This is a genomic window from Microbacterium sp., assembly GCF_047602155.1.
Taxonomy (GTDB): Bacteria; Actinomycetota; Actinomycetes; order Actinomycetales; family Microbacteriaceae; genus Microbacterium.
This window is the reverse complement of the sequence record NZ_JASGHZ010000001.1, coordinates 1,539,844-1,561,781: the sequence shown is the minus strand read 5'-3', so window position 1 is coordinate 1,561,781 and position 21,938 is coordinate 1,539,844. Positions and strand designations below refer to the sequence as shown.

The 21,938-nt window shown below is 68.2% G+C and carries 23 protein-coding genes and 1 pseudogene; 1 reads left to right on the top strand and 23 read right to left on the bottom strand.

Translation table 11 applies throughout. The annotated features are described in order from the left end of the window. Positions 1 to 2 precede the first annotated feature (2 nt). From rplX to rpsJ, 13 genes and pseudogenes are all read right to left on the bottom strand, one after another. Positions 3 to 362, bottom strand: coding sequence for a 50S ribosomal protein L24 (gene rplX, locus QM720_RS07175; RefSeq protein WP_415125444.1), 360 nt, complete (start codon positions 360 to 362; stop codon positions 3 to 5). Between the two features lie 3 nt (positions 363 to 365). Beyond that, positions 366 to 734: a 50S ribosomal protein L14 gene (gene rplN, locus QM720_RS07170; protein WP_018171454.1), complete on the bottom strand. Its 369-nt coding sequence runs from the start codon at positions 732 to 734 to the stop codon at positions 366 to 368. Beyond that, the gene (gene rpsQ / locus QM720_RS07165; RefSeq protein ID WP_415125443.1) at positions 731 to 1,126 is read right to left on the bottom strand and encodes a 30S ribosomal protein S17; all 396 of its coding nucleotides are present in this window, start codon (positions 1,124 to 1,126) and stop codon (positions 731 to 733) included. Before rpsQ ends, rplN begins: the two co-directional genes overlap by 4 nt. Further along, a complete protein-coding gene (gene rpmC, locus QM720_RS07160) occupies positions 1,126 to 1,470 on the bottom strand; it encodes a 50S ribosomal protein L29 (protein ID WP_415125442.1) in 345 nt (114 codons plus the stop codon). The genes rpsQ and rpmC overlap by 1 nt, the downstream gene beginning before the upstream one ends. Further along, positions 1,470 to 1,889, bottom strand: a complete 420-nt coding sequence (rplP, locus tag QM720_RS07155; protein ID WP_415125441.1) for a 50S ribosomal protein L16 — start codon at positions 1,887 to 1,889, stop codon at positions 1,470 to 1,472. Before rplP ends, rpmC begins: the two co-directional genes overlap by 1 nt. Continuing rightward, positions 1,889 to 2,650, bottom strand: a complete 762-nt coding sequence (gene rpsC, locus QM720_RS07150; RefSeq protein WP_415125440.1) for a 30S ribosomal protein S3 — start codon at positions 2,648 to 2,650, stop codon at positions 1,889 to 1,891. The genes rplP and rpsC overlap by 1 nt, the downstream gene beginning before the upstream one ends. Beyond that, on the bottom strand, positions 2,650 to 3,048 hold the full coding sequence (gene rplV, locus QM720_RS07145; RefSeq protein ID WP_415125439.1) for a 50S ribosomal protein L22: 399 nt from the start codon (positions 3,046 to 3,048) through the stop codon (positions 2,650 to 2,652). The genes rpsC and rplV overlap by 1 nt, the downstream gene beginning before the upstream one ends. A 38-nt stretch (positions 3,049 to 3,086) precedes the next feature. Next, a pseudogene (gene rpsS / locus QM720_RS07140) lies at positions 3,087 to 3,367 on the bottom strand (30S ribosomal protein S19). Positions 3,368 to 3,379: 12 nt separating this feature from the next. Further along, positions 3,380 to 4,219 carry a 50S ribosomal protein L2 gene (gene rplB / locus QM720_RS07135; protein ID WP_415125438.1) on the bottom strand — a complete coding sequence of 280 codons (840 nt, stop codon included), beginning with the start codon at positions 4,217 to 4,219 and terminating at the stop codon, positions 3,380 to 3,382. A gap of 25 nt (positions 4,220 to 4,244) precedes the next feature. Next, positions 4,245 to 4,550, bottom strand: coding sequence for a 50S ribosomal protein L23 (gene rplW, locus QM720_RS07130; protein WP_415125437.1), 306 nt, complete (start codon positions 4,548 to 4,550; stop codon positions 4,245 to 4,247). Continuing rightward, positions 4,547 to 5,203 (bottom strand): 50S ribosomal protein L4, encoded by a 657-nt coding sequence (gene rplD / locus QM720_RS07125; RefSeq protein ID WP_415125436.1) that lies wholly within the window; start codon positions 5,201 to 5,203, stop codon positions 4,547 to 4,549. The genes rplW and rplD overlap by 4 nt, the downstream gene beginning before the upstream one ends. Positions 5,204 to 5,208: 5 nt before the next feature. Continuing rightward, complete coding sequence (gene rplC / locus QM720_RS07120) at positions 5,209 to 5,868, bottom strand: 50S ribosomal protein L3 (protein ID WP_415125435.1); 660 nt, start codon at positions 5,866 to 5,868, stop codon at positions 5,209 to 5,211. 11 nt (positions 5,869 to 5,879) lie between these two features. Beyond that, positions 5,880 to 6,188 (bottom strand): 30S ribosomal protein S10, encoded by a 309-nt coding sequence (rpsJ, locus tag QM720_RS07115; RefSeq protein WP_005050520.1) that lies wholly within the window; start codon positions 6,186 to 6,188, stop codon positions 5,880 to 5,882. 1,239 nt (positions 6,189 to 7,427) lie between these two features. Between rpsJ and QM720_RS07110 the strand changes: the two genes are divergently transcribed. Next, positions 7,428 to 8,318, top strand: a complete 891-nt coding sequence (locus QM720_RS07110; RefSeq protein ID WP_415125434.1) for a hypothetical protein — start codon at positions 7,428 to 7,430, stop codon at positions 8,316 to 8,318. Positions 8,319 to 8,908: 590 nt separating this feature from the next. On the opposite strand, the gene QM720_RS07105 is transcribed toward QM720_RS07110, so the two are convergent. The 10 genes from QM720_RS07105 to fusA form a co-directional block, all read right to left on the bottom strand. Next, positions 8,909 to 9,151 carry a hypothetical protein gene (locus QM720_RS07105; protein WP_415125433.1) on the bottom strand — a complete coding sequence of 81 codons (243 nt, stop codon included), beginning with the start codon at positions 9,149 to 9,151 and terminating at the stop codon, positions 8,909 to 8,911. A gap of 88 nt (positions 9,152 to 9,239) precedes the next feature. After that, positions 9,240 to 10,160, bottom strand: a complete 921-nt coding sequence (locus tag QM720_RS07100; protein ID WP_415125432.1) for a class C sortase — start codon at positions 10,158 to 10,160, stop codon at positions 9,240 to 9,242. A gap of 90 nt (positions 10,161 to 10,250) precedes the next feature. Continuing rightward, on the bottom strand, positions 10,251 to 11,777 hold the full coding sequence (locus QM720_RS07095) for a SpaH/EbpB family LPXTG-anchored major pilin (RefSeq protein ID WP_415125431.1): 1,527 nt from the start codon (positions 11,775 to 11,777) through the stop codon (positions 10,251 to 10,253). Positions 11,778 to 11,860: 83 nt separating this feature from the next. Next, positions 11,861 to 15,148 (bottom strand): SpaA isopeptide-forming pilin-related protein, encoded by a 3,288-nt coding sequence (locus QM720_RS07090; RefSeq protein WP_415125430.1) that lies wholly within the window; start codon positions 15,146 to 15,148, stop codon positions 11,861 to 11,863. Positions 15,149 to 15,472: 324 nt separating this feature from the next. Continuing rightward, positions 15,473 to 16,096 (bottom strand): signal peptidase I, encoded by a 624-nt coding sequence (locus QM720_RS07085; RefSeq protein WP_415125429.1) that lies wholly within the window; start codon positions 16,094 to 16,096, stop codon positions 15,473 to 15,475. After that, positions 16,096 to 17,061 carry a hypothetical protein gene (locus tag QM720_RS07080; protein ID WP_415125428.1) on the bottom strand — a complete coding sequence of 322 codons (966 nt, stop codon included), beginning with the start codon at positions 17,059 to 17,061 and terminating at the stop codon, positions 16,096 to 16,098. Before QM720_RS07080 ends, QM720_RS07085 begins: the two co-directional genes overlap by 1 nt. After that, entirely contained in the window at positions 17,058 to 17,603 is a 546-nt protein-coding gene (locus QM720_RS07075) for a SipW-dependent-type signal peptide-containing protein (protein ID WP_415125427.1), read from the bottom strand. Before QM720_RS07075 ends, QM720_RS07080 begins: the two co-directional genes overlap by 4 nt. Before the next feature lie 42 nt (positions 17,604 to 17,645). After that, the gene (locus QM720_RS07070; protein ID WP_415125426.1) at positions 17,646 to 18,182 is read right to left on the bottom strand and encodes an alternate-type signal peptide domain-containing protein; all 537 of its coding nucleotides are present in this window, start codon (positions 18,180 to 18,182) and stop codon (positions 17,646 to 17,648) included. A gap of 251 nt (positions 18,183 to 18,433) precedes the next feature. Continuing rightward, a complete protein-coding gene (gene tuf, locus QM720_RS07065) occupies positions 18,434 to 19,627 on the bottom strand; it encodes an elongation factor Tu (RefSeq protein ID WP_415125425.1) in 1,194 nt (397 codons plus the stop codon). A 150-nt stretch (positions 19,628 to 19,777) separates the two neighbouring features. Further along, entirely contained in the window at positions 19,778 to 21,892 is a 2,115-nt protein-coding gene (gene fusA, locus QM720_RS07060; protein WP_415125424.1) for an elongation factor G, read from the bottom strand. Positions 21,893 to 21,938: the final 46 nt, after the last annotated feature.

The window sequence follows — 21,938 nt, the reverse complement described above, 5'->3', positions numbered from 1 at the left end:
ATTCAGAGGTCCTTACCGCTCTTCTTCGCGTAGCGCACGCGGACGGTGCGCTTCACGCCGTCCTTCGTCTGCTCCTCGACGCGGTGGCCGACGCGGGTCGGCTTCTTGGTCGAGGGGTCGACGAGGGCGACGTTGGAAATGTGGATCGGGGCTTCCATCGTCTCGATGCCGCCCGTGCGGGTGCCACGCTGCGACTGGCCCACGCGGTTGTGCTTGGTGACGTAGTTGACGCCCTCGACGATGATCCGGTTCTGCTCGACGAAGATGTCGAGCACCCGGCCCTGCTTGCCGCGGTCGCCGCCCTTGTCCTGCTTGCGGCCCGTGATGACCTGCACCAGGTCACCCTTCTTGATCTTGGCCATGGGTCAGATCACCTCCGGTGCGAGCGAGACGATCTTCATGAACTTCTTGTCGCGAAGCTCACGACCGACCGGTCCGAAGATGCGGGTGCCGCGGGGCTCCCCGTCGTTCTTCAGGATGACGGCGGCGTTCTCGTCGAACTTGATGTACGAACCGTCGGCACGACGGGTCTGCTTGACGGTGCGGACGACGACGGCCTTGACCACGTCGCCCTTCTTGACGTTGCCGCCCGGGATCGCGTCCTTGACGGTCGCCACGATGATGTCGCCCAGACCGGCGTAACGGCGGTTCGAACCACCGAGCACGCGGATCGTGAGCAGCTCCTTGGCGCCCGTGTTGTCGGCGACCTTGAGGCGGGACTCGGTCTGAATCACTTTGCCTTCTCCAGAATCTCCACCAGACGCCAGCGCTTGGTGGCGCTCAGCGGGCGGGTCTCGTTGATGAGGACGAGGTCGCCGATGCCGGCGGTGTTCGCCTCGTCGTGCGCCTTGACCTTCGAGGTGCGACGGATGACCTTGCCGTAGAGGGGGTGCTTCACGCGGTCCTCGACCTCGACGACGATCGTCTTGTCCATCTTGTCGCTGACCACGTAGCCGCGGCGCGACTTGCGGTAGCCACGGGCGTCGGCGTCGCGCACGTCGTGCGCGGCGTGCTCGTGACCGGCGACCTCGGCGGGTGCTTCGACCACAGCGGCCTCGACGACCTCGGCGGCAGCGGCCTTCTTCGCGGGCGCCTTCTTGGCGGGCGCCTTCTTCTCGTCAGCCATTACTCGGCCTCTTCCTTCACAGCGTCGTCGGCATCCGCCTTCTTCGCCTTCGTCTTCACTTCGTCTCGCTCCGCTCGCTCAGTGCGGCGCTTCGCCTTCGTCGCGACCTCGGCGGGCGCGGGCGTGGCACGGATGCCGAGCTCGCGCTCACGGATCACGGTGTACAGCCGCGCGATGTCGCGCTTGACCGCACGGATGCGGCCGTGGCTCTCGAGCTGGCCGGTGGCCGACTGGAAGCGCAGGTTGAACAGCTCTTCCTTGGCCTTGCGCAGCTCTTCGACGAGGCGCTGGTCCTCGAACGTGTCCAGCTCGCTCGGAGCGAGCGTCTTGGTGCCGACAGCCATTACGCGTCGCCCTCCTCGCGCTTGATGATGCGTGCCTTCAGGGGCAGCTTGTGGATTGCCCGCTGCAGGGCCTCGCGGGCCAGCTGCTCGTTGACGCCGGCGACCTCGAAGAGGACGCGGCCGGGCTTGACGTTGGCGACCCACCACTCCGGCGAACCCTTACCGGACCCCATGCGGGTTTCGGCCGGCTTCTTGGTGAGCGGACGGTCGGGGTAGATGTTGATCCACACCTTGCCACCGCGCTTGATGTGACGGGTCATGGCGATACGAGCGGACTCGATCTGACGGTTCGTCACGTAGGCGGGGGTGAGAGCCTGGATGCCGAACTCGCCGAAGGAGACCTTCGTGCCGCCGGTGGCCTGGCCGGAACGGCCCGGGTGGTGCTGCTTGCGGTACTTGACCTTACGCGGGATAAGCATCAGGCAGACGCTCCTTCTGCGACGGGGGCCTCGCTGCGCGGGCCACGGCGGCGGTCGCCGCCGCGGTCGTCACGACCGCGGGGCTGCTTGGGGGCGCCTGCCTGCTCGCGAGCGAGCTCCTTGTTGGTCAGGTCACCCTTGTAGATCCAGACCTTCACGCCGATGCGGCCGAAGGTGGTCTTGGCCTCGTAGAAGCCGTAGTCGATGTTCGCGCGCAGCGTGTGCAGCGGCACCCGACCCTCGCGGTAGAACTCCGACCGGCTCATCTCGGCGCCGCCGAGACGGCCCGAGACCTGGATGCGGATGCCCTTGGCGCCGGCGCGCTGAGCGCCCTGCAGGCCCTTGCGCATCGCACGGCGGAACGCCACGCGGGCGCTGAGCTGCTCGGCGATGCCCTGGGCGACCAGCTGAGCGTCGGCCTCGGGGTTTTTCACCTCGAGGATGTTCAGCTGGATCTGCTTGCCGGTGAGCTTTTCGAGGTCGGCGCGGATGCGCTCGGCCTCGGCGCCGCGGCGACCGATCACGATGCCCGGGCGGGCGGTGTGGATGTCGACGCGGACGCGGTCACGCGTGCGCTCGATCTCGATGCCGGACACGCCGGCGCGGTCGAGCTGCGTCTGCAGGAGCTTACGGATCTTGATGTCCTCGGCCACGTAGTCGGCGTACCGCTGGCCCGGCTTCGTCGAGTCGGAGAACCAACGCGACACGTGGTCCGTGGTGATGCCGAGGCGGAAGCCGTACGGGTTGACCTTCTGTCCCATTACTTGCTCGCCTTCTTGTTCTTGGAGCCGGCATCCGTCGTTGCGACCTCGGGGGTCGCGAGCTCGATCGTGATGTGGCTGGTGCGCTTCTTGATCTGGAACGCGCGACCCTGTGCACGGGGCTGGAAACGCTTGAGCGTCGTGCCCTCGTCGACGTACGCGTTGCGCACGTACAGGTCCTGCTCGTCCAGGAACTCGCCGTCGCGGTCGGCCTTCACCCGGGCGTTGGCCACGGCGGCAGCGACGAGCTTGTAGATCGGCTCGCTGGCGCTCTGCGGGGCGAACTTCAGGATGGCCAGAGCCTCCTGAGCCTGCTTGCCCTTGATGAGCGCGACGACACGACGAGCCTTCTGAGGGGTCACGCGAATGTGCTTGACGCGTGCGATGGAATCCACCATGTCTCTCCTCCTCTAGTCCTCTCTGGAACGCCCCCGCGTCAGCGGCGGCGGCCCTTCTTGTCGTCCTTCTCGTGGCCGCGGAAGGTGCGGGTGGGCGCGAACTCGCCCAGCTTGTGACCGACCATGGTCTCGGACACGAACACGGGGATGTGCTTGCGTCCGTCGTGCACGGCGATCGTGTGACCCAGCATCGCGGGGATGATCATCGAGCGGCGCGACCAGGTCTTGATGACGTTCTTGGTGCCGGCATCGTTCTGCGAGACGACCTTGCGAAGCAGGTGCTCGTCGACGAAGGGCCCTTCTTCAGGCTGCGAGGCATGTTCCTCTACTCCTACTTGCGCTTCTTGCCGGCGTTGCGACGACGGACGATGTACTTGTCGCTTTCCTTGTTGGCGTGGCGGGTGCGACCCTCAGCCTGGCCCCAAGGAGAGACGGGGTGACGACCACCGGAGGTCTTGCCCTCACCACCACCGTGCGGGTGGTCGACCGGGTTCATCGCGACACCGCGGACGGTCGGGCGCACGCCCTTCCAGCGCTTGCGGCCGGCCTTGCCCCAGTTGATGTTCGACTGCTCGGCGTTGCCGACCTCGCCGATCGTCGCACGGCAGCGCGCGTCGACGTTGCGGATCTCGCCCGAGGGCAGACGCAGCTGGGCGTAGGGGCCATCCTTCGCGACGAGGCGAACCGACGCACCCGCCGAGCGGGCCAGCTTCGCGCCGCCGCCGGGGCGGAGCTCGATCGCGTGGATCACGGTACCGGTGGGGATGTTCTTCAGCGGCAGGTTGTTGCCGGGCTTGATGTCGGCCGACGGACCCGACTCGACGATGTCGCCCTGCGACAGCTTGTTCGGCGCCAGGATGTAGCGCTTCTCGCCGTCGAAGTAGTGCAGCAGCGCGATGCGCGCGGTGCGGTTCGGGTCGTACTCGATGTGCGCGACCTTGGCGTTGACGCCGTCCTTGTCGCCTCGACGGAAGTCGATCACGCGATACTGGCGCTTGTGACCGCCACCGATGTGACGCGTCGTGATGCGGCCCTGGTTGTTGCGGCCACCGGTCTTCGACAGCGGGCGAAGGAGCGACTTCTCGGGCGTCGATCGGGTGATCTCGGCGAAGTCGGCCACCGACGAACCGCGACGACCCGGGGTCGTGGGCTTGTACTTGCGAATAGCCATGTTCTCTAGTCCTCTATCCCGACTGTCAGCCGACGGCCGTGAAGATGTCGATGGTGCCCGAGCGCAGCGTGACGATGGCGCGCTTGGTGTCCTTGCGCTTGCCGGTGCCGAACCGGGTGCGACGGGCCTTGCCCGCGCGGTTGAGCGTGTTGACCGCGGCGACCTTGACGCCGAAGATCTTCTCGATGGCGAGCTTGATCTCGGTCTTCGAGGCGCGCGGGTCCACGAGGAACGTGTACTTGCCCTCGTCGATGAGCGAGTAGCTCTTCTCCGAGACGACCGGGCGCAGGATGATGTCGCGCGGATCCTTGTTCAGGGCGACGGCGCTCATGCCGAGACCTCCTCGGTGGTGGCGCTCTTGGACGCGACGAACGCGTCGTAGGCGGCCTTGGTGAAGACGATGTCGTCGGAGACGAGCACGTCGTAGGCGTTCAGCTGGCCGAAGGGCAGCACGTGCACGTACGCGAGGTTGCGCACGCTCTTGACCGTCAGCTCGTCGCTCGCGTCGATGACGACGAGCACGTTCTTGGTCGCACCGAGGCCGCTGAGCACGGATGCCGCGGTCTTGGTCGACGGGGCGCCCTCGATGCCGAACGAGTCGACCAGGTGCAGGCGGCCACCGCGAGCGCGATCGCTCAGCGCGCCCAGCAGGGCGGCGGCGATCATCTTCTTGGGGGTGCGCTGCGCGTAGTCGCGCGGCTTCGGTCCGTGGACGATGCCACCACCGGTCATGTGGGGAGCGCGGATCGAACCCTGGCGGGCGTTACCCGTGCCCTTCTGCTTGAAGGGCTTGCGGCCGGCGCCCGAGACCTCACCGCGACGCTTGGTCGAGTGGGTGCCCTGGCGTGCCGCCGCGAGCTGCGCGACGACGACCTGGTGGATCAGCGGGATGTTCGTCTTGACGTCGAACAGCGCCGAGGGGAGGTCGACCGAACCGGCCTTCTTCCCGTTCGCGCCGTGGACGTCGAGTGTCGTGTCAGTCATGGACCTCAGGCACCCTTCACTGCGTTGCGGACGTAGACGATGCGGCCACGGGCACCGGGGACGGCGCCCTTGACGAGCAGCAGACCCTTCTCGGCATCCACGGCGTGCACCGTGAGGTTGAGGACGGTCACGCGCTCGCCACCCATACGGCCGGCCATGCGCATGCCCTTGAAGACGCGGCTCGGGGTCGACGACGCGCCGATCGAACCGGGCTTGCGGTGGTTGCGGTGCGCACCGTGGCTCGCGCTCACGCCCTTGAAGTTGTGGCGCTTCATGACACCCGCGGTGCCCTTGCCCTTGCTGGTGCCGACGACGTCGACCAGCTGGCCGGCCTCGAAGGTGCCGTCCACGGTGAGCTCCTGACCGAGTGAGTAGTCAGCGGCATCCGCCGTGCGCACCTCGGTGAGGTGGCGGCGCGGGGTCACGCCCGCGGCCTCGAAGTGGGCCGTCAGGGGCTTGTTGACCTTGCGGGGGTCGATCTGGCCGTAAGCGATCTGCACGGCGTTGTAGCCGTCGCGCTCGGGCGTGCGCACCTGGGTCACCACGTTGGGGGCGACCTCGATGACGGTGACGGGAACGATCTTGCCGTTCTCGTCCCAGACCTGGGTCATGCCCAGCTTCGTGCCGAGCAGGCCCTTGGAAACCTTGTCGTTGATGTGTGCCATGTCCGTCGTCCTCAGAGCTTGATCTCGATGTTGACGTCGGCCGGCAGGTCAAGGCGCATCAGCGAGTCGACGGCCTTGGGCGTCGGGTCGATGATGTCGATCAGACGCTTGTGGGTGCGCATCTCGAAGTGCTCGCGGCTGTCCTTGTACTTGTGGGGCGACCGGATGACGCACACGACGTTCTTCTCGGTCGGAAGGGGCACGGGGCCCACGACAGTCGCGCCCGCACGGGTCACGGTGTCGACGATCTTGCGCGCCGACGTGTCGATGACCTCGTGGTCATACGACTTCAGGCGAATGCGGATCTTCTGTCCCGCCATTGTCTGCTCACTCTCTTTCTCGCGTCGTACCTGCCCTGGTCTCCCAGGGGGCATTGGACGCACACGGCGCTGGTGGCGCCTGGCACTTCTTCCTCGCACGCTGTTGCGCGCGGGATGCTGCACCGCTGTTCTGATGTCAGTCCCGGCCCCCGCACGCACGCGCACGAACCTGTTTCCAGGTGGAGTCGGGTTGTCGTTGTTCTGCTGCCCGCGGCCTAGACTCCGAGCTTGCGCCGGTCTATGCACTGCCCTGGCAGTGATCCCGCGTCGCGCTGGCGCGCGCACAGGAATGTGGAACCTGACTAGTCTACGTGTCGCCCGGGCGTGTCGCAAACCCGGGCGTGTCGCGCCCTCCGGTTGCCGCTTCGCGCCCGGCGGCTTGCCGCTTCGCGCCCGGCGCGTGGCCTGCGCGTGGCCTGCGCGCGGCCTGCGCGCCGCCTGCGCCCCGCGCACTCCAACGCATACCTGGCACCATCCGGACCCACCCCGCCCCATCACCCCGGATACCGCCAACTCCCCGCGCCACCCCGATCCGCACCTGGCAGCATCCGGGCCCACCATCGTCGATAACACCCAAACGCGCCAGGCTCGCGCGACGGCGCGGCGGCGCGCACACACCTGGCACCATCCGGGCCCACCCCGCCCCATCACCCCGGATACCGCCAACACCCCGCGCCACCCCGATCCGCACCTGGCAGCATCCGGGCCCACCATCGTCGATAACACCCAAACGCGCCAGGCTCGCGCGACGGCGCGGCGGCGCGCACACACCTGGCACCATCCGGGCCCACCCCGCCCCATCACCCCGAATACCGCCAACACCCCGCGCCACCCCGACGCACACCTGGCAGCACCCGGGCCCACCATCGCCAATAACACCCAAACGCGCCAGGTTCGCGCGACGGCGCAGCGGCGCGCGCACACCTGGCACCATCCGGGCCTATCCCGCCCCATCACCCCGGATACCGCCAACTCCCCGCGCCGCACCGATCCGCACCTGGCAGCATCCGGGCCCACCATCGTCGATGACACCGAAACGCGCCAGGTCTGCGCGACGGCGCGGCGGCGTGCGTAACCTCCTCCCCAGGAGGCGATTTCGCGGATCTGTCCACAGATCCGGCACTTCGGCACCCATGGACTCGCGCGAAGTGCCATGGTGGCGGGATGTCCCGCCCGTTCACCGCTCTACCTGCTGAGCTCGGTTCCGCCTTCTGCGTCGAGCGAGCCCGCGCTGCGGGCGTGTCTGCCGACCGGCTTCGCGCCCGCGACCTCAACGCGCCCTTCTGGGGTGTGCGCTCATGGCCGTTCCAGGCGCCGGAGCATGACGGCATCCTCGACGTCGCCGCACTCGAGCACCGTCATCGCATCGACGCGTACGCGAAGCGGATGGCACCGGAGCGGTTCTTCGCCGGTTTGTCCGCGCTGGTGATCTGGTGCGGGATGCTGCCGGTCGCCGCCCCGGTTCTCGAGGTCGGCGTCTTCGCGCCGCACCGCGCACCGCGCGCCGCCGGCGTGCGTGGCCGGCAGTTCGCCGAGCACCTCGCGTCGGTGCGCGAGACGAGCGGGCTGCGGGTGATCTCCCCGGCATCCACCTGGGTCACGCTCGCACCGACTCTTGCGCCGCGGGATCTCATTGCGGTCGGCTCGATGATGATCACACAGCCGCGCGGGCCGGGCGGTCGCGACATCGGTGCGCCGCTGACAACCCTCGAGTCACTGCAGGCCGCCGTCGCCGCGGGCCCTCGGCCCGGAATCGCGACGGCGCGCCAGGCGCTGACGGCGATCCGCCCCGGGGCGCGCAGTCGCGCGGAGGTGCACCTCTGGCTTGCGCTCGTCGCGGCCGGGCTGCCCGAGCCGCTCTTCGATGTGCCGATCCACGACGCGTCTGGAGAGCTGATCGGCATCGGGGACCTCGTGTTTCCCGAACTGAAGGTCGTCGTCGAGTACCACGGCGACTATCACCGCCTGTCGCCGCGCGCGTGGAGCACCGACATCACCCGGCGCGAGCGTCTGCGCGAGGCCGACTGGATGCCGGTGGAGGTCACGCGCTCAGAGCTCTACCCCGACGAGTCCGCAGCCGTAGGTCGGGTCGCACGGGCACTCACGGCGCGCGGGTTCCGCGTGCGCTGACCCGCGGCGCGCGGTCGGCGACCGCAGACTTGGCGGCATCCGGGCCGACACGTGCCCATCGGCCCGAATTGCGACAAGTCGACGCGTGGACGGCGGACAGATCTGGCAGCATCCGGGCCGACACCTGCCGATCAGCCCGAATTGTGGCAAGTCGACGCGTGGACGGCGGACAGATCTGGCAGCATCCGGGCTGACACATGCCCATCGGCCCGAATTGCGACAGATCGACGCGTGGACGACGGGCGGCGGACGACGGGCGGCGGGCATTGGACGGCGGACGGACCTGGCGGCATCCGGCGTTATGCGGGCAGATGCGCCCACAATGTGACAGGTCTGCGCGCGGCTGCTCGGTCGAGCTGGCAAGATCCGGGCCCATCTGCGGCGATAGGCCCGGAAGGTGACAGGTGTGCGTAGCGGGGCGCGGCGGCGCCGGACAGCGAAGGGGGCGGACAGCGAAGGGGGCGGACAGCGAAGGGGGCGGACAGCGAAGGGGGCGGACAGCGAAGGGGGCGGACAGCGAAGGGGGCGGACAGCGAAGGGGGCGGATGCCGCTGGCCGCGGCATCCGCCCCCCAAACGGTCGCGCGGCGGTCAGCTGCCGATCGCGCCGTCGACCTGGTCGCGGACGCTGTCGATCTGCTCGGCGGCGTCGGGCGCCACCTTCTTGGCCGCACCGGCCGCGGCGTCGAGAACCTGGTCGCTGACCTCCTCGACCTTGTCGCTGCCGAAGACCTCCTCGGCCTTGTCCTTGGCGGCCTCGAATCCGCCCTCGACCTTGTCCTTGGCGTCTTCGAAGAGCTCCTTGCCCTTGTTGACGATGTCATCGAAACCCATATGCTCTGCCTTTCCGCGCAGTCAGTGCGTGGCGTACCCACGCACACTCATCATTATTGCGCGGCCGCAAAAGCGAAAGAGGTGCCCGTCACTCGACCGCGTCGGTCGCCGCGGCGTCGAGTCGGCGTGCGCGTGCGCGGGCATCGGTGTATCCACTGCGCCAGAGGAACACGGCAAGCGCGAACGTCCCCGCGCCGAGGACGACGGCCCACCACGGGAACCCGGGGATGTCCGGCGGATCTCCGGCGGCCTCGACATCCTCGACCGGCGTCGGCGTGACCCGCTCGCCGGTGACGAGAATGCGGTGAGAGTTGATCCCGAGCGGGGTGCAGGTGACGAGCGTCACGAGATCCTCTCCCTCGACCGGGCGCAGCGTGTCGGTGTCCTCCGGCTCGACGACGCGCTTCTCGCGCACTCGGTACGTCAGCACCTCTCCGAACACCTCGATCGTGAACGTGTCCCCCACGACGACCTCGTCGAGGTCGCTGAACATCGTGGCGTTCGCCAGTCCGCGATGGGCGGTGATGACCGCGTGCGTGGACGGCCCTCCGACCGGCAGGTGCGACCCTTCCAGGTGGCCCGCCCCGCGCAGGAGCGTGTCGTCCGCGGTGCCATGGTAGATCGGCAGATCGACATCGATCGCGGGGATGCGGATACGCGCCATCGGCGCGTCGGTCCCGACGCTCAGGATCGACCAGTAGTCCAGCGAGTCGTCCGACGAGACGCCGTCGCCGACCGGCACGTGGGCGTTCGCGTCGAGGCGGACGCCCGAGCTCAGCGCGTCGTTGTACTCGTGCGCCAGGCGCAGCTGTTCGGTCGCCGACGGCTCGACCGCGTCGATCTCGTCGGTGTACTCACGGATCAGCAGCGACTGGTTCTGCGACGACAACCAGCTCGCCACCGTCGGGTACATCAGGACCAGCATCCCGATGAACGCCACGACCACGACCGCCCACGACAGCGCGCCGGGCCGCCACCGGGGGGTGGCTCGTGGGTCTGCGTCTGTCACTTCGACTGATTCCTCGACGATGGATGCCGGTCGGGCACGACGACGGCGCCGGACGCAGAGGCATCCGGCGCCGTCGGCCGTGTCACGCTATCAGCGCTTCGCGCCTGCGCGACGGCGGGCGATCAGCAGACCACCGGCGACGGCCAGCAGACCGACACCGCCGATGACCATGGCGATCTGGCCGTTCGCACCGGTCAGCGGGAGGTCGGGAACATCCGCCTGGACGTTGACGACCGTGGCGTTGTAGCTATCCGCCGCGTTCGCTCCGGCCGTCACGGCGATGCCGTGAGCGTTGTTCGACGAGTCAGGCGTCACGAAACCGGCAGGCGCCTGCGTCTCCACGACGACGTAGCAGCGGAACGTGCTGTTCTGGGCGGCGTTCACGCTGTCGCTGACGAACAGGCCGGGGATCGTGACGACGCCCGAGTCGTTCGACGTGAACGTCGTCTGGCCGCCCACGCTGAGCGCGGAGCCGGTGGCGACGGCCGTGGAGCAGTCCGTCGCCGACGCCGGGTACGGCGTCACGGCGGCGTAGACCTCGAACACCGCTCCGGCGAGCACCGTGGCGGTCGTGGCGCTGTCGGTCTTCAGCAGCGTCGCGTCACCCCAGGTGGTCGTCACCTGGTTCGACGTGATGCCCGTCCCGGTCGCGTGCCCGGGCGCATTGATGTACGCCGTGGCCGTGTTGGGGATGGAGCCGTCGCCGACCGACTGCACGGTGCCGGTGAAGGTCGCCACGACACTGCTCAGCGCGTTCGCCTTGAGGAAGGTCTGCACGGCGGGCAGCGCGATGTTGAACGCGACGGTGACGGTCTGTCCGCTGGTGGTCACGGTGTAGTACGTGGGATCGACGGCAGTGCCACCGACCGTCACACTCGACACGCCCGTCGGCGTCAGCCGCGAGTCGAGCGTGTCGACGATGTCGAAGCTCGTGAAGTCGGCGCCCCCCGTGGAGGGGATGCGCACCGTCACGGGGAACGCCACGGCGCTGCCGAGACCGAGGCCCGTCTGCGCGCTGATCGACTTCGAGATCGACGTCACCGAGTTCTTCGGGTAGACGTTCACGTTGTACACCCAGCCGTCCTGGTAGGGCGTCGGGACGGTCACGATGAACGGGGCCGCAGCGGAGGTGACGGAGGCGGGCGCCGCGGTCTCACACACGACGTAGGCGCTGAGGTTCGTCGGGGTGATCGTCGTGAGGCCGCTGGCGTCGGTCGTTCCCTGGCCCACCTGCGCGCCGATCGTGTATCCGGTGCCGCCGGTGACGGCGGTGCACGCCGTGTTCACCGACAGTGCGCTGAGCGTCGTCCACGCGGCGGGGTCGGTGAGATCCACGGCAGTGCCGTTCTGCAGCAGCTGGTAGGCGGTGAACGTCACACCGGCAACGGGAGCAGAAGGGATGGAGGTCGTGCCGTCAGGGTTGGCGGTGACGCTCGTTCCGGTCTGGTACTCGTGCTTGTGGATGATGATCGAGCCCGTGGCGTCGTCGTCGATGTTGCCGAAATCGGGCGCCGCGTTCGCCGCGACGGCCGATCCCAGCACACCTGCCCCGGCGAGGGCGATGACGCCGGCAAGGGCCAGCGCACGCCTGCCCTTGACATGTGAGTTGTTGGTCATTTTCGTGCTTTTCCTTTCGATGTGACGCGTAAGGGGGGTCGCGTCGTTGCTGTGTTGTCTGTGAAGCGATGCGTTGTGCGGTGTCATGGCGATATTCGTGACTGCCTCCTACGCCAGAAGAGGATGCCGAGAGCAGCGATCAGGGCGCCGCTGCCGCCGAACAGGAACCAATCGCGTCCGAGGCCGCCGGTGAGCGGAAGCAGCGGCACGTCCTGCTGCACGTTCACGATCTGCCCGACCGACGCGGTCAGAGCGACCGCCGCGATGGCGAAGGTGCGGGGGGTCGGGTCGAGCACGTATCCCGCCGGGGCCTTGGTCTCGACGAGCGAGTAGCTGCCCCACGCCAAGCCGGTCACGCTGAAGTAGCCCGCCCGGTTGTCCTTGTCGACTCCGGTGCAACCCGCCGCGGAGGCCGCCACGCAGTCGACGACGGCCAGCTCCGTCGTGGCCGGAGCCGGCCCGACGATCTTCCACTCGGACCCCGCAAGAGAGGTCGCAGGAGTCACGGCATCCACCTTCTGCCACGTGACCGCGCCCAGGATGCGGGTGTTGGCGAACGGTGAGCCGCTGACGGTGGGAGTGAGCGAGGTCGCCGAGATCGTGAACGTGTGCTGCGTCGTGCTGAGTTCGTACCCGGTGGGCGCCGACTGCTCCTGCAGCGTGTAGCTGCCCCACGCCAGGCCGGTGAGCTGGAACGCGCCCGCCGCCGGATCGGCGTCGAGGTAGAGGCCGGTCGTACAGGGCGACGCCGTGCAGTCGCTCACGACCGTGTTCGCCGGCACTTCCGGGCCGGTGAGCGTCCAGGTCGAGCCGGCCAACGCCGAACCGGTCGTGGCGTCCGTCTTCTGCCACACCGCGCTGCCGGGCTGCTGCTTGTTGGTGAACACGCACGAGACGGTCGCACCGGGCGTGACGCCGGTGAGGGTGCCGCTCGCGCTGGCCAGGTTCACGGTGGTCGCGCTGCCGGACAGCGGCGTGATGGTGCAGACGCCGCTGACGAAGGCGTACCCGGTCTGCTGAGTCTCCGAGATCACGACGTTCGCCGTCGCCGAGCTGCTCGGGAAGGTGATCGACCACGGCGTCGCCACCGCACCGGTCGCGCCCGTTGTCGCGGTTGCCGGCGTCGTGATCGTCGTACCGGTGGTGCTGCCCGTACCCAGCGCGGCCCCCACGGTCCACCCGACACCGGCCTGTGGGTTCAGCCCGTTCACGTCCTGGACCGTCTTGCTGATCGTCACCGTGGCCGGGGCGATGGGAGTGTTCGTGAACGTGCACACGATGTCGGGCCCGGCCGATGCCTGCCCTGATGGCGTGGGGAACGTGTAACTCAGCGTCGTGCCGGTGCCCGTCGCGACGACGTTCGACGCCCCATCGACGCACACATACGTCGATACGTAGTTGCCGAGCACGGTGGTCCCGGACGCGGCCTCCGCGATCGTGTACGTGGCGTTCGCGACGCCGATCGCGGGACCGGCTATCTGAGACTGGATGCCGGTCGCCGTGCCCGTCGTCGTGGCGGTGGCCTGCGTCGTGGTTCCTCGGGTGATGGACAGGGCGAACTGGTTGCCGGCCGCCACGCGCCCGTCGGGCAGGTTCTTGCGCACCGAGACCGTGCCCGGGTAGAGGCAGCTGGCGAGGTCGGTGCCGGGGTTGCCCGTCGTCGCGCCGCTCAACGTCAGGGTCGTGGGCCCGCCGAGCGTCGCACCGGTGCCCGGGTCGATCGTGCGCACGTACGTCGTGCTGCTCCCGGAGGTCGCATCCTGGGCGAACAGGCGCCCCGAACTGTCGAACGCGATGCCGTTGTACGTCGTCGTCGGGGTGGTGAGCGTCAGAGCCGTCGAGTTCGTTTCGAGCTGATTGGTCGAGCCGGAAGTGCCCGCGGCGAGGTTCGCCGCGGTGACCGTCACCAGCTCGTGGACTGCCGAGGTTCCCGAGTTGCTGTAGGACAGGTACAGGTTGCCCTGGTTGTCGAAGAGGATGTCGCTGTTGCCCGATGTCGTCGCACCGTTCGGCACGATGTAGCCGCGGAGGGTGATGCTGTTGTTCGCGGGGTTGAAGACCCAGACGTAGAAGCGGTTGACAGCGCTCGTGTAGCCGCCGAAGTAGTAGTACCCGTTCACGGGGTTGACCGCACCGGCCACCATGTTGTCCGTCGTCGCCGGCACGATGCTGTAGTTGCTCACGAGCGTGGAGCCCACGCCGGTGGTCGGGTTGTATCCGAGGATGTCGACCTGATTCGTCGCGTGGCGATAGAACGCGTACGCCATCGTTCCACCGGGCGCGATGGCGAGACCATTGACTCCCGTGTAGCTCCACACCGGGCTGCTGGTTCCGATCAGCGTCGTCGTCGCGTTCGGCGTCACCCCGGGGCTCGTCACCTCGTAGAGCCGGCCGTCGTTGGAGACCGTGTAGAAGGTGCCCTGCGTGCAGGACAGCGCCGTGGCCGCGACGACGACCGATCTGCTCTCGTAGTAGCCTGTGCCGGTCCGGAGGCTTCCGTTGGAGTCGTTGTTGTCGCCGATGGTCGCGGCAACGGTGCTGCCGACGGTCGCGCTCGCATCGACCGTGGCCGTGACCGACACGGACAGTCCGGTTCGGTTGAGGGTTCCGAGGGTCCATGTGGCGGTCTTGTTGCCGTTGCTGAGGACGACGCCGGTCGGCAGACTGAGCGAGTTGAACGTGGCACCACCCGTCAGGGTCAACGTCACAACGGCCCCCGTGACCGAGCACGAAGCGGTGTTCGTGCCCCCGCAGCGAGCGTTCAACGTGTACGTCACGGTGCCACTGGCCGCCACCGATGAGCCCGATGACGGCGCGGACTCGGTCATCCAGTACTGCCACGCTCCGGTGGCTGCATCCGTGAAGGTCGTCGTCGCGGTGCCCGAGAGCGCGCCCGTTGCGGTCACGTCGTAGTTCGGCACGTAGTAGTTCGGCAGCGTGAAGACCAGGGCGAGGGTGCCGTCTGCGGCGGCGACCACGTCCTGGGTGAGAGACCAGGTGGCCCCATCGGTGTCGTTCACCACGATCGTGACGGTCTCGCCGGGCTGCCACCCGGTTCCGGTGAGGGTGACGGTGCCGCCCGGCGGGTAGTCTTCGAGGTCGCTGGCGATCGTCGGGGATGCGGCGGCGTCCGCACCAGCCGGTGCGGTCGGAGCCGCGGAGACATCCGTGGCAGCCGAAGCCACGAGCGCGTCCGCGGCGGCCACGCCGCTTTCGTCCGTCGTGGTCGTCGCCTCGGGAGCCACGCCGTCGTCCGCGAAGCTCATCGTCGCGGGGAGGCCGGCGAACAGCAGGGCTCCGCACAGCGCACCCACGAGGGCACGGTGCACGGCGCGGCGCAGCACGCCGCCGCTGCTCGCCCTACCCGACATGCGCTGGTTCCCCCTGGCTCGTCGCACGGATGATCCCACAGAGTCGGCCCCGGTGTTGCGGCGATCGCTCGACGACGCCGCCCGAGTACGGGCTCTGGGGCACCCCGATCGTCCCGGTAACTCTAGCGGTGTTCCCCGCGCGGAGACCACTGCGGGAAACGGCCACGGACGCGGGGGCACCGACGACGTCATCGGCGGCGCGCGCGTCACACGTAGACATGGTTTCCTCCGGAATCACGCGGCGGGAATCGGGTTCCGGCTGCGGCGAGGACGCTGCGGGCGTCAGCGCACCGCCCGGCATCGGCTCTCTATATGAGAACATTTTCATCCCCGCCTCTTGGATTCTTGAGCGACTTGAGGGAGACCCGGGCGGCCCTTGAGATAAATCTGCTCCCGCGTGGCCCCGCGGCGCCGTCTCTCGACCAGCGCCGACCCGAATGTCCACGTCGCGTACCCGAAGAGCACGACGACCGTGAGGGTGATGACGATCATGCGGTGCTCGCCGGTGACCGCTGTGGCCACCCAGCCGAGATACGGCAGTGCGTACCACACGGTGCCGCGCACCTGCACCGGGAGCACCTCGTCGGCGTCGGCCGACGCGTTCGCGTCGCCCTTCGTGACGAAGCGGGTCGCCCCGGTCGTGTCGACGACCTTGGCGGCCACCCGATGGGTGACGAGGGTCGGCTTGCCCGATTCCAGCTGGAAGGTGATGACATCTCCCACCGCGATGTCCTCCGTCGCCACCGGCTTGACGACGACGAGCGAGCCCGGGGGCAGCCCCGGCGACATCGAACCGGTCAGGATCGTCAGCGGCATCCCGCCGACGACCCCGGGGAGGGCGACCACGAGCAGGCCGAGGCCGAACACGATCAGCAGCACGCCGATACTGAGGCCGTGCGCAACGGCGCCGGCGACGCTGCGGATGGGGCCGGCCGCGGTGCTCGTCATCATTGCCACCCGCACCACGTGCGCAACCCCTCGGCCAAGGTCGCCGTACGGAACTTGCCGTACGCGATCTGCGTCCAGGGGCCGCCCGAACCGGCGGTCGACCGTTCGACGAACAGCCACGTGTTGCCCATCGCCCCGTTCGCCGAACTGAGGTAGCTCTGCAGGCTCGCGTTGCCCGGGGCGACCTGCACAGCGGTCCACCACGGGTTCGGGTCGGTCGCCGGGCTGTAGGCCACGCGGGTCGTGGGCGTGCTCTCCCGCGCGAGGAAGAAGCGGTAGGAGATGCCGCTGGTCGGCGTGGCCTCCGTGAACCAGAGATCGAGGTTCCAGCCGTTGTTGTCGTTGCACGTCATCGCCGTGCCGTCCGGCACGAACTGGGACTGCGCCACCTGCTGGGTGAAGGTGACCGCCGCGCCGCTGACGCGCCAGGCATCGGCCGCCGCGTACTCCAGGCCGGTGCGCACACTGAGGCTCGCCGAGGCGCCGCCGTAGGTCGTCACGTCCGCCGCGGTCATCGACGTCTGCAGGCACACGACCACGCTCGCCCCCGCGGCGACCGTGCCGGTGGCCGTGAACGACGAGGCGGTGCCGGTCTGCGCCCCGCTCAGGGTCGCCGTCGTCGTGCAGGCCGCGGCGCTTGCCACGACGGCTGCGGCCACCGTGATGGCGCCGGGCAGGCCGGCGCTGGTCGCCGAGGCCGCGGAGAGCGACAACGAGTAGGCCGCACCGCGGCTGCCGGTGTTCTGGACGGTCACCGCGCCGGCGGCAACCCGCAGGGACGAGCTGTAGGTCACGGTGAGCGGCGTGGACTGCACCGTCTGGACCAGTCCGGTCGAGGCCGCGGCGGCGGTCGCCTCGACCTGCGCCTGCGCACTCCAATAGGCGGCCGCGCCCCCTCCCCCGGCGAGGGTGAGGACGGCCACGGCTCCGGCGAGGACCGACATCCGCCACGACCACCGGGTCATCGCGGCACCTGCTTCCCGTCGAACTGCGCCGTGAAGGTGAGGGTCTGCCCCGGAGTCGCCGCGGTCGTCGCGCGGACCTCGAGGCACACCGTCGTCGAGGCCGAACTCGTCAGCGTGACCCCGAGCGCCTGCGGGGCACCGGTCGCCGCCGCCCCGTCAAGGGGCGCGTCGGGGCAGGTGCCCGCCGCGAGGCGGATCTCGAAACCGCCCGCGACGGCGACGGTCGCGGACAGCTCCAGCGGTGCGGCACCGGTGTTGGTGAGGGTGAGGGGTTGGCGCACCGACTCGCCGGGCAGGAGGTTCGCCCAGGCGGTGTCGGTGTGACCGGACGCCCACTGCGCCGCGAGCGCTGCGTCACCGGCGACGATGGTCCCGGCATCCACGGACTCGACGTCGTTCCACATCGCGTAGCTGCCGCCGACGCCCGACAGCGCGAGCACGAAGAGGCCGAGGCCGGCCAGGGCGGTCAGCGACATGCCGCGCACGCGCCGCACCCCGTCGCGCGGAGTGCGCGGCGGGGTCTGGCGGTGTGACTCGGGCATTGCTGACGCTCGTCTCGACGGGGTTTTCCGGGGTGTGCGGGGTTACGGGGTGGTGACCGCGCCGGAAGCGGCGGTCTGCGTCGCCACGAAGGCGATGCCGGAGAGGTCGACCTCGATGTCCTGCGAATCGTTCTGCGCCGCGGTCTCCAGGTACGGGAACGCGACGGTCACGGTCACCGGAATGGTCGCGGCGGCGAAGGTGCCGTCGAAGGTGAACGCGTTGGTCGCCGCGTCGAACGTGACGCCGCTCGGCAGCGTGCCGTGGCCGATCGTCACCTCGAACTGGTCGGGAACGACGATCGAGTCCTCGTCGAGGGCGATGGTGCCCTGCATGTTGTCACCGGTCGCGGTGAGGACAAGGTTCGCCGTGTAGGTCGAGTGATCGCCGGGAACCCAGAGCGACAGCGCCGGCGACCAGACGCCGGCGGAGGCGTCGGCTTCGAGCTGGAGCACGCCGGTCTGGATGCTGTGGCCGGCGATGTCGGCCTCGTCGTTCCAGTACGCGAGCGAACCGCCCGCGCCGAGGAGGAGGAGCACGGCAGCGCCGGCGGCGATGGTGCCCTTGGTGATCTTGTTCATGATGCTCTCTTGCTTTCGCTGGGGCCGAGGGGCGCCGGGGGACGCGCTCGGGATGGGGGATGGGGGGTATCGGTCCGAACGCTCCGCGGGGGGTCGAAGTTCGTCTAGATGAGAACATTCTCATCTAGAAAACTCGGCAGTTGTGGTGACTTGACGAATCTTGAGGCTGCGTTGAGAGAAGGACCTTATCCCCGATACGGCGAAAGACCCCCGGGAGCGGATGCTCCCGGGGGCCTTTCGAGTGAAGCGGATTACTTCAGGATCTTGGTGACGGTGCCGGCACCGACGGTGCGGCCACCCTCGCGGATCGCGAAGCCGAGACCCTCTTCCATGGCGATCGGCTGGATGAGCTCGACCGTCATCTCCGTGGTGTCGCCGGGCATGACCATCTCGGTGCCCTCGGGCAGCGTGATGACGCCGGTGACGTCGGTGGTGCGGAAGTAGAACTGCGGACGGTAGTTCGTGAAGAACGGGTTGTGGCGGCCGCCCTCCTCCTTGGACAGGATGTACGCCGTGCCCTCGAAGTTGGTGTGCGGGGTGACCGAACCGGGCTTGACGACGACCTGGCCGCGCTCGACGTCGTCACGCTTGGTGCCGCGCAGGAGCAGACCACAGTTCTCGCCGGCCCAGGCCTCGTCGAGCTGCTTGTGGAACATCTCGATACCCGTGACGATCGTCTTCTGCGTCGGGCGGATGCCGACGATCTCGACCTCGGAGTTGATGGCCAGCGTGCCGCGCTCGGCGCGGCCCGTGACGACCGTGCCACGGCCGGTGATGGTGAAGACATCCTCGATGGGCATGAGGAACGGCTTGTCCTTGTCACGCACCGGGTCGGGGATCGACTCGTCGACGGCCTCCATGAGCTCGACGATCGACTGCGTCCACTGCTCGTCGCCCTCGAGAGCCTTCAGGCCCGAGACGCGCACGACGGGGGCGTTGTCACCGTCGAAGTCCTGGCTCGACAGCAGCTCGCGAACCTCGAGCTCGACGAGCTCCAGGATCTCCTCGTCGTCGACCATGTCGCTCTTGTTCAGCGCGACCAGCAGGTACGGCACACCGACCTGCTTGGCCAGCAGCACGTGCTCGCGCGTCTGCGCCATCGGGCCGTCGGTGGCGGCGACCACGAGGATCGCGCCGTCCATCTGAGCGGCACCGGTGATCATGTTCTTGATGTAGTCGGCGTGACCCGGGGCGTCGACGTGCGCGTAGTGGCGCTTCGGGGTCTCGTACTCGACGTGCGAGATGTTGATCGTGATACCACGCTGACGCTCTTCGGGCGCCGAGTCGATCGACGCGAAGTCACGCTGCACGTTGGTCGCCGACGGGTACTTGTCGGCGAGCACCTTCGAGATGGCAGCGGTGAGCGTGGTCTTGCCGTGGTCGACGTGACCGATCGTTCCGATGTTGACGTGCGGCTTGGTCCGCTCGAACTTGGCCTTGGCCACTGGGTCCTCCTCAGGACATTCGTGTAGAGGTTCCGGGCGCTGGATTGCGACCGGTGCTCTACGGGGATGTTTCTAGTTTATGGGTATGAAGTTGTGTGACGCCTGCGTTTCGTCTCGGCCCTGCGGGCCTCGCTCAACGACCGGCGGAGTTTACTCGCCCTTGTTCTTCTGGACGATCTCGTCGGCGACGGCCCGGGGAACCTCGGCGTACGAGTCGAACTCCATCGAGTAGACCGCGCGGCCCGAGGTCTTCGAGCGCAGGTCGCCGATGTAGCCGAACATCTCCGACAGCGGAACGAGGGCGCGGACGATCTTGATGCCCGAACCGTCCTCCATCGACTGGATCTGGCCACGACGCGAGTTCAGGTCGCCGATGACGTCGCCCATGTACTCCTCGGGCGTGCGCACCTCGACGGCCATGAGCGGCTCGAGGATCGCGGGGCTCGCCTTGCGGACGGCCTCCTTGAAGCCCATGGAACCGGCGATCTTGAACGCCATCTCGGACGAGTCGACGTCGTGCGAGGCACCGTCGAGCAGAATCGCCTTCACGCCCACGATGGGGTAGCCGGCGAGCACGCCGACGTTCATCGCGTCCTGGAAGCCCTGGTTGGTCGGCTCGATGTACTCGCGCGGGATGCGGCCACCGGTGACCTTGTTCTCGAACTCGTACGTCTTGTCGGCCGTGACCTCGAGCGGCTCGAGCGCGAACTGGATCTTCGCGAACTGACCCGAACCACCGGTCTGCTTCTTGTGCGTGTAGTCGTGACGCTCGACGGCCTTCTTGATCGTCTCGCGGTACGCCACCTGGGGCTTGCCGACGTTCGCCTCGACCTTGAACTCGCGCTTCATGCGGTCGACGAGGATGTCGAGGTGCAGCTCTCCCATGCCCTTGATGACGGTCTGGCCGGTCTCGGGGTTGAGCTCGGTGCGGAAGGTCGGGTCCTCTTCGGCGAGCTTCTGGATCGCGGTGCCCAGCTTCTCCTGGTCGGCCTTGGTCTTCGGCTCGATGGCGACCTCGATGACGGGCTCGGGGAAGGTCATCGACTCGAGGACGACGGGCTCGTTCGGGTCGGCCAGGGTGTCACCGGTGGTGGTGTCCTTGAGGCCGATGACGGCGTAGATGTTGCCCGCGGTGACCGAGTCGACCGGGTTCTCCTTGTTGGCGTGCATCTGGAAGATCTTCCCGATGCGCTCCTTCTTGCCCTTGGTCGAGTTGATGACCTGCGCGCCCGAGTCGAGGTGACCCGAGTAGACGCGGATGTAGGTCAGGCGACCGAAGAAGGGGTGCACCGCGACCTTGAACGCGAGGGCCGCGAACGGGTCGCTCGCGTCGGGGTGACGCTCGATGATCTTCTCTTCGTCCTTCGGGTCGTGCGCCTCGATGGCGGGCACGTCCAGGGGCGAGGGCAGGTAGTCGACGACGGCATCCAGCATCGGCTGCACACCGCGGTTCTTGAACGCCGAGCCGCACAGCACGGGGTACAGCTCGCCCGAGACGGTGAGCTTACGGATCGCGCCCTTGATCTCGTCGATCGTGAGCTCTTCGCCGCCGAAATACTTCTCCAGCAGGTGCTCGTCGGACTCGGCGACGGTCTCGAGCAGCTTCTCGCGGTACTCGGCGGCGCGGTCGGCGAGGTCGGCCGGGATCTCCTGCACCTCGTACTTCGCCCCCATCGTCACGTCGCCCTTGGCGTCGCCGGGCCACACCAGGGCACGCATCTCGACGAGGTCGATGACACCGACGAAGTCGTTCTCGGCACCGATCGGCAGCTGCAGCACGAGCGGCGTGGCGCCGAGGCGGTTCACGATCGTGTCGACCGTGAAGTAGAAGTCGGCGCCCAGCTTGTCCATCTTGTTGACGAAGCAGATGCGCGGCACGTCGTACTTGTCGGCCTGACGCCACACCGTCTCGGACTGGGGCTCGACACCCTCCTTGCCGTCGAAGACGGCGACGGCGCCGTCGAGCACGCGCAGCGAACGCTCGACCTCGACCGTGAAGTCCACGTGGCCGGGGGTGTCGATGATGTTGATCTGGTGCTTGTTCCAGAAGCAGGTCACGGCGGCGGACGTGATCGTGATGCCGCGCTCCTTCTCCTGCTCCATCCAGTCGGTGGTCGAGGCGCCGTCGTGGGTCTCGCCCAGCTTGTGGTTGACGCCCGTGTAGAACAGGATGCGCTCGGTCGTCGTCGTCTTGCCGGCATCGATGTGCGCCATGATGCCGATGTTGCGGACCTTGTTGAGGTCGGTGAGCACTTCTTGTGCCACGGGGTGTCCTTATCTGTTTCGTTCGGGTGCGGGCGTTTCGTCTCGC

Excerpts from the sequence above, each read along its gene's own strand:
- rplX (WP_415125444.1), bottom strand. The coding sequence starts at position 362 with ATGGCCAAGATCAAGAAGGGTGACCTGGTGCAGGTCATCACGGGCCGC.
- rpsQ (WP_415125443.1), bottom strand. The coding sequence starts at position 1,126 with ATGGCTGACGAGAAGAAGGCGCCCGCCAAGAAGGCGCCCGCGAAGAAG.
- rpmC (WP_415125442.1), bottom strand. The coding sequence starts at position 1,470 with ATGGCTGTCGGCACCAAGACGCTCGCTCCGAGCGAGCTGGACACGTTC.
- rplP (WP_415125441.1), bottom strand. The coding sequence starts at position 1,889 with ATGCTTATCCCGCGTAAGGTCAAGTACCGCAAGCAGCACCACCCGGGC.
- rpsC (WP_415125440.1), bottom strand. The coding sequence starts at position 2,650 with ATGGGACAGAAGGTCAACCCGTACGGCTTCCGCCTCGGCATCACCACG.
- rplV (WP_415125439.1), bottom strand. The coding sequence starts at position 3,048 with ATGGTGGATTCCATCGCACGCGTCAAGCACATTCGCGTGACCCCTCAG.
- rplB (WP_415125438.1), bottom strand. The coding sequence starts at position 4,219 with ATGGCTATTCGCAAGTACAAGCCCACGACCCCGGGTCGTCGCGGTTCG.
- rplW (WP_415125437.1), bottom strand. The coding sequence starts at position 4,550 with ATGAGCGCCGTCGCCCTGAACAAGGATCCGCGCGACATCATCCTGCGC.
- rplD (WP_415125436.1), bottom strand. The coding sequence starts at position 5,203 with ATGACTGACACGACACTCGACGTCCACGGCGCGAACGGGAAGAAGGCC.
- rplC (WP_415125435.1), bottom strand. The coding sequence starts at position 5,868 with ATGGCACACATCAACGACAAGGTTTCCAAGGGCCTGCTCGGCACGAAG.
- rpsJ (WP_005050520.1), bottom strand. The coding sequence starts at position 6,188 with ATGGCGGGACAGAAGATCCGCATTCGCCTGAAGTCGTATGACCACGAG.
- QM720_RS07105 (WP_415125433.1), bottom strand. The coding sequence starts at position 9,151 with ATGGGTTTCGATGACATCGTCAACAAGGGCAAGGAGCTCTTCGAAGAC.
- QM720_RS07095 (WP_415125431.1), bottom strand. The coding sequence starts at position 11,777 with ATGACCAACAACTCACATGTCAAGGGCAGGCGTGCGCTGGCCCTTGCC.
- QM720_RS07090 (WP_415125430.1), bottom strand. The coding sequence starts at position 15,148 with ATGTCGGGTAGGGCGAGCAGCGGCGGCGTGCTGCGCCGCGCCGTGCAC.
- QM720_RS07085 (WP_415125429.1), bottom strand. The coding sequence starts at position 16,096 with ATGACGAGCACCGCGGCCGGCCCCATCCGCAGCGTCGCCGGCGCCGTT.
- QM720_RS07080 (WP_415125428.1), bottom strand. The coding sequence starts at position 17,061 with ATGACCCGGTGGTCGTGGCGGATGTCGGTCCTCGCCGGAGCCGTGGCC.
- QM720_RS07075 (WP_415125427.1), bottom strand. The coding sequence starts at position 17,603 with ATGCCCGAGTCACACCGCCAGACCCCGCCGCGCACTCCGCGCGACGGG.
- QM720_RS07070 (WP_415125426.1), bottom strand. The coding sequence starts at position 18,182 with ATGAACAAGATCACCAAGGGCACCATCGCCGCCGGCGCTGCCGTGCTC.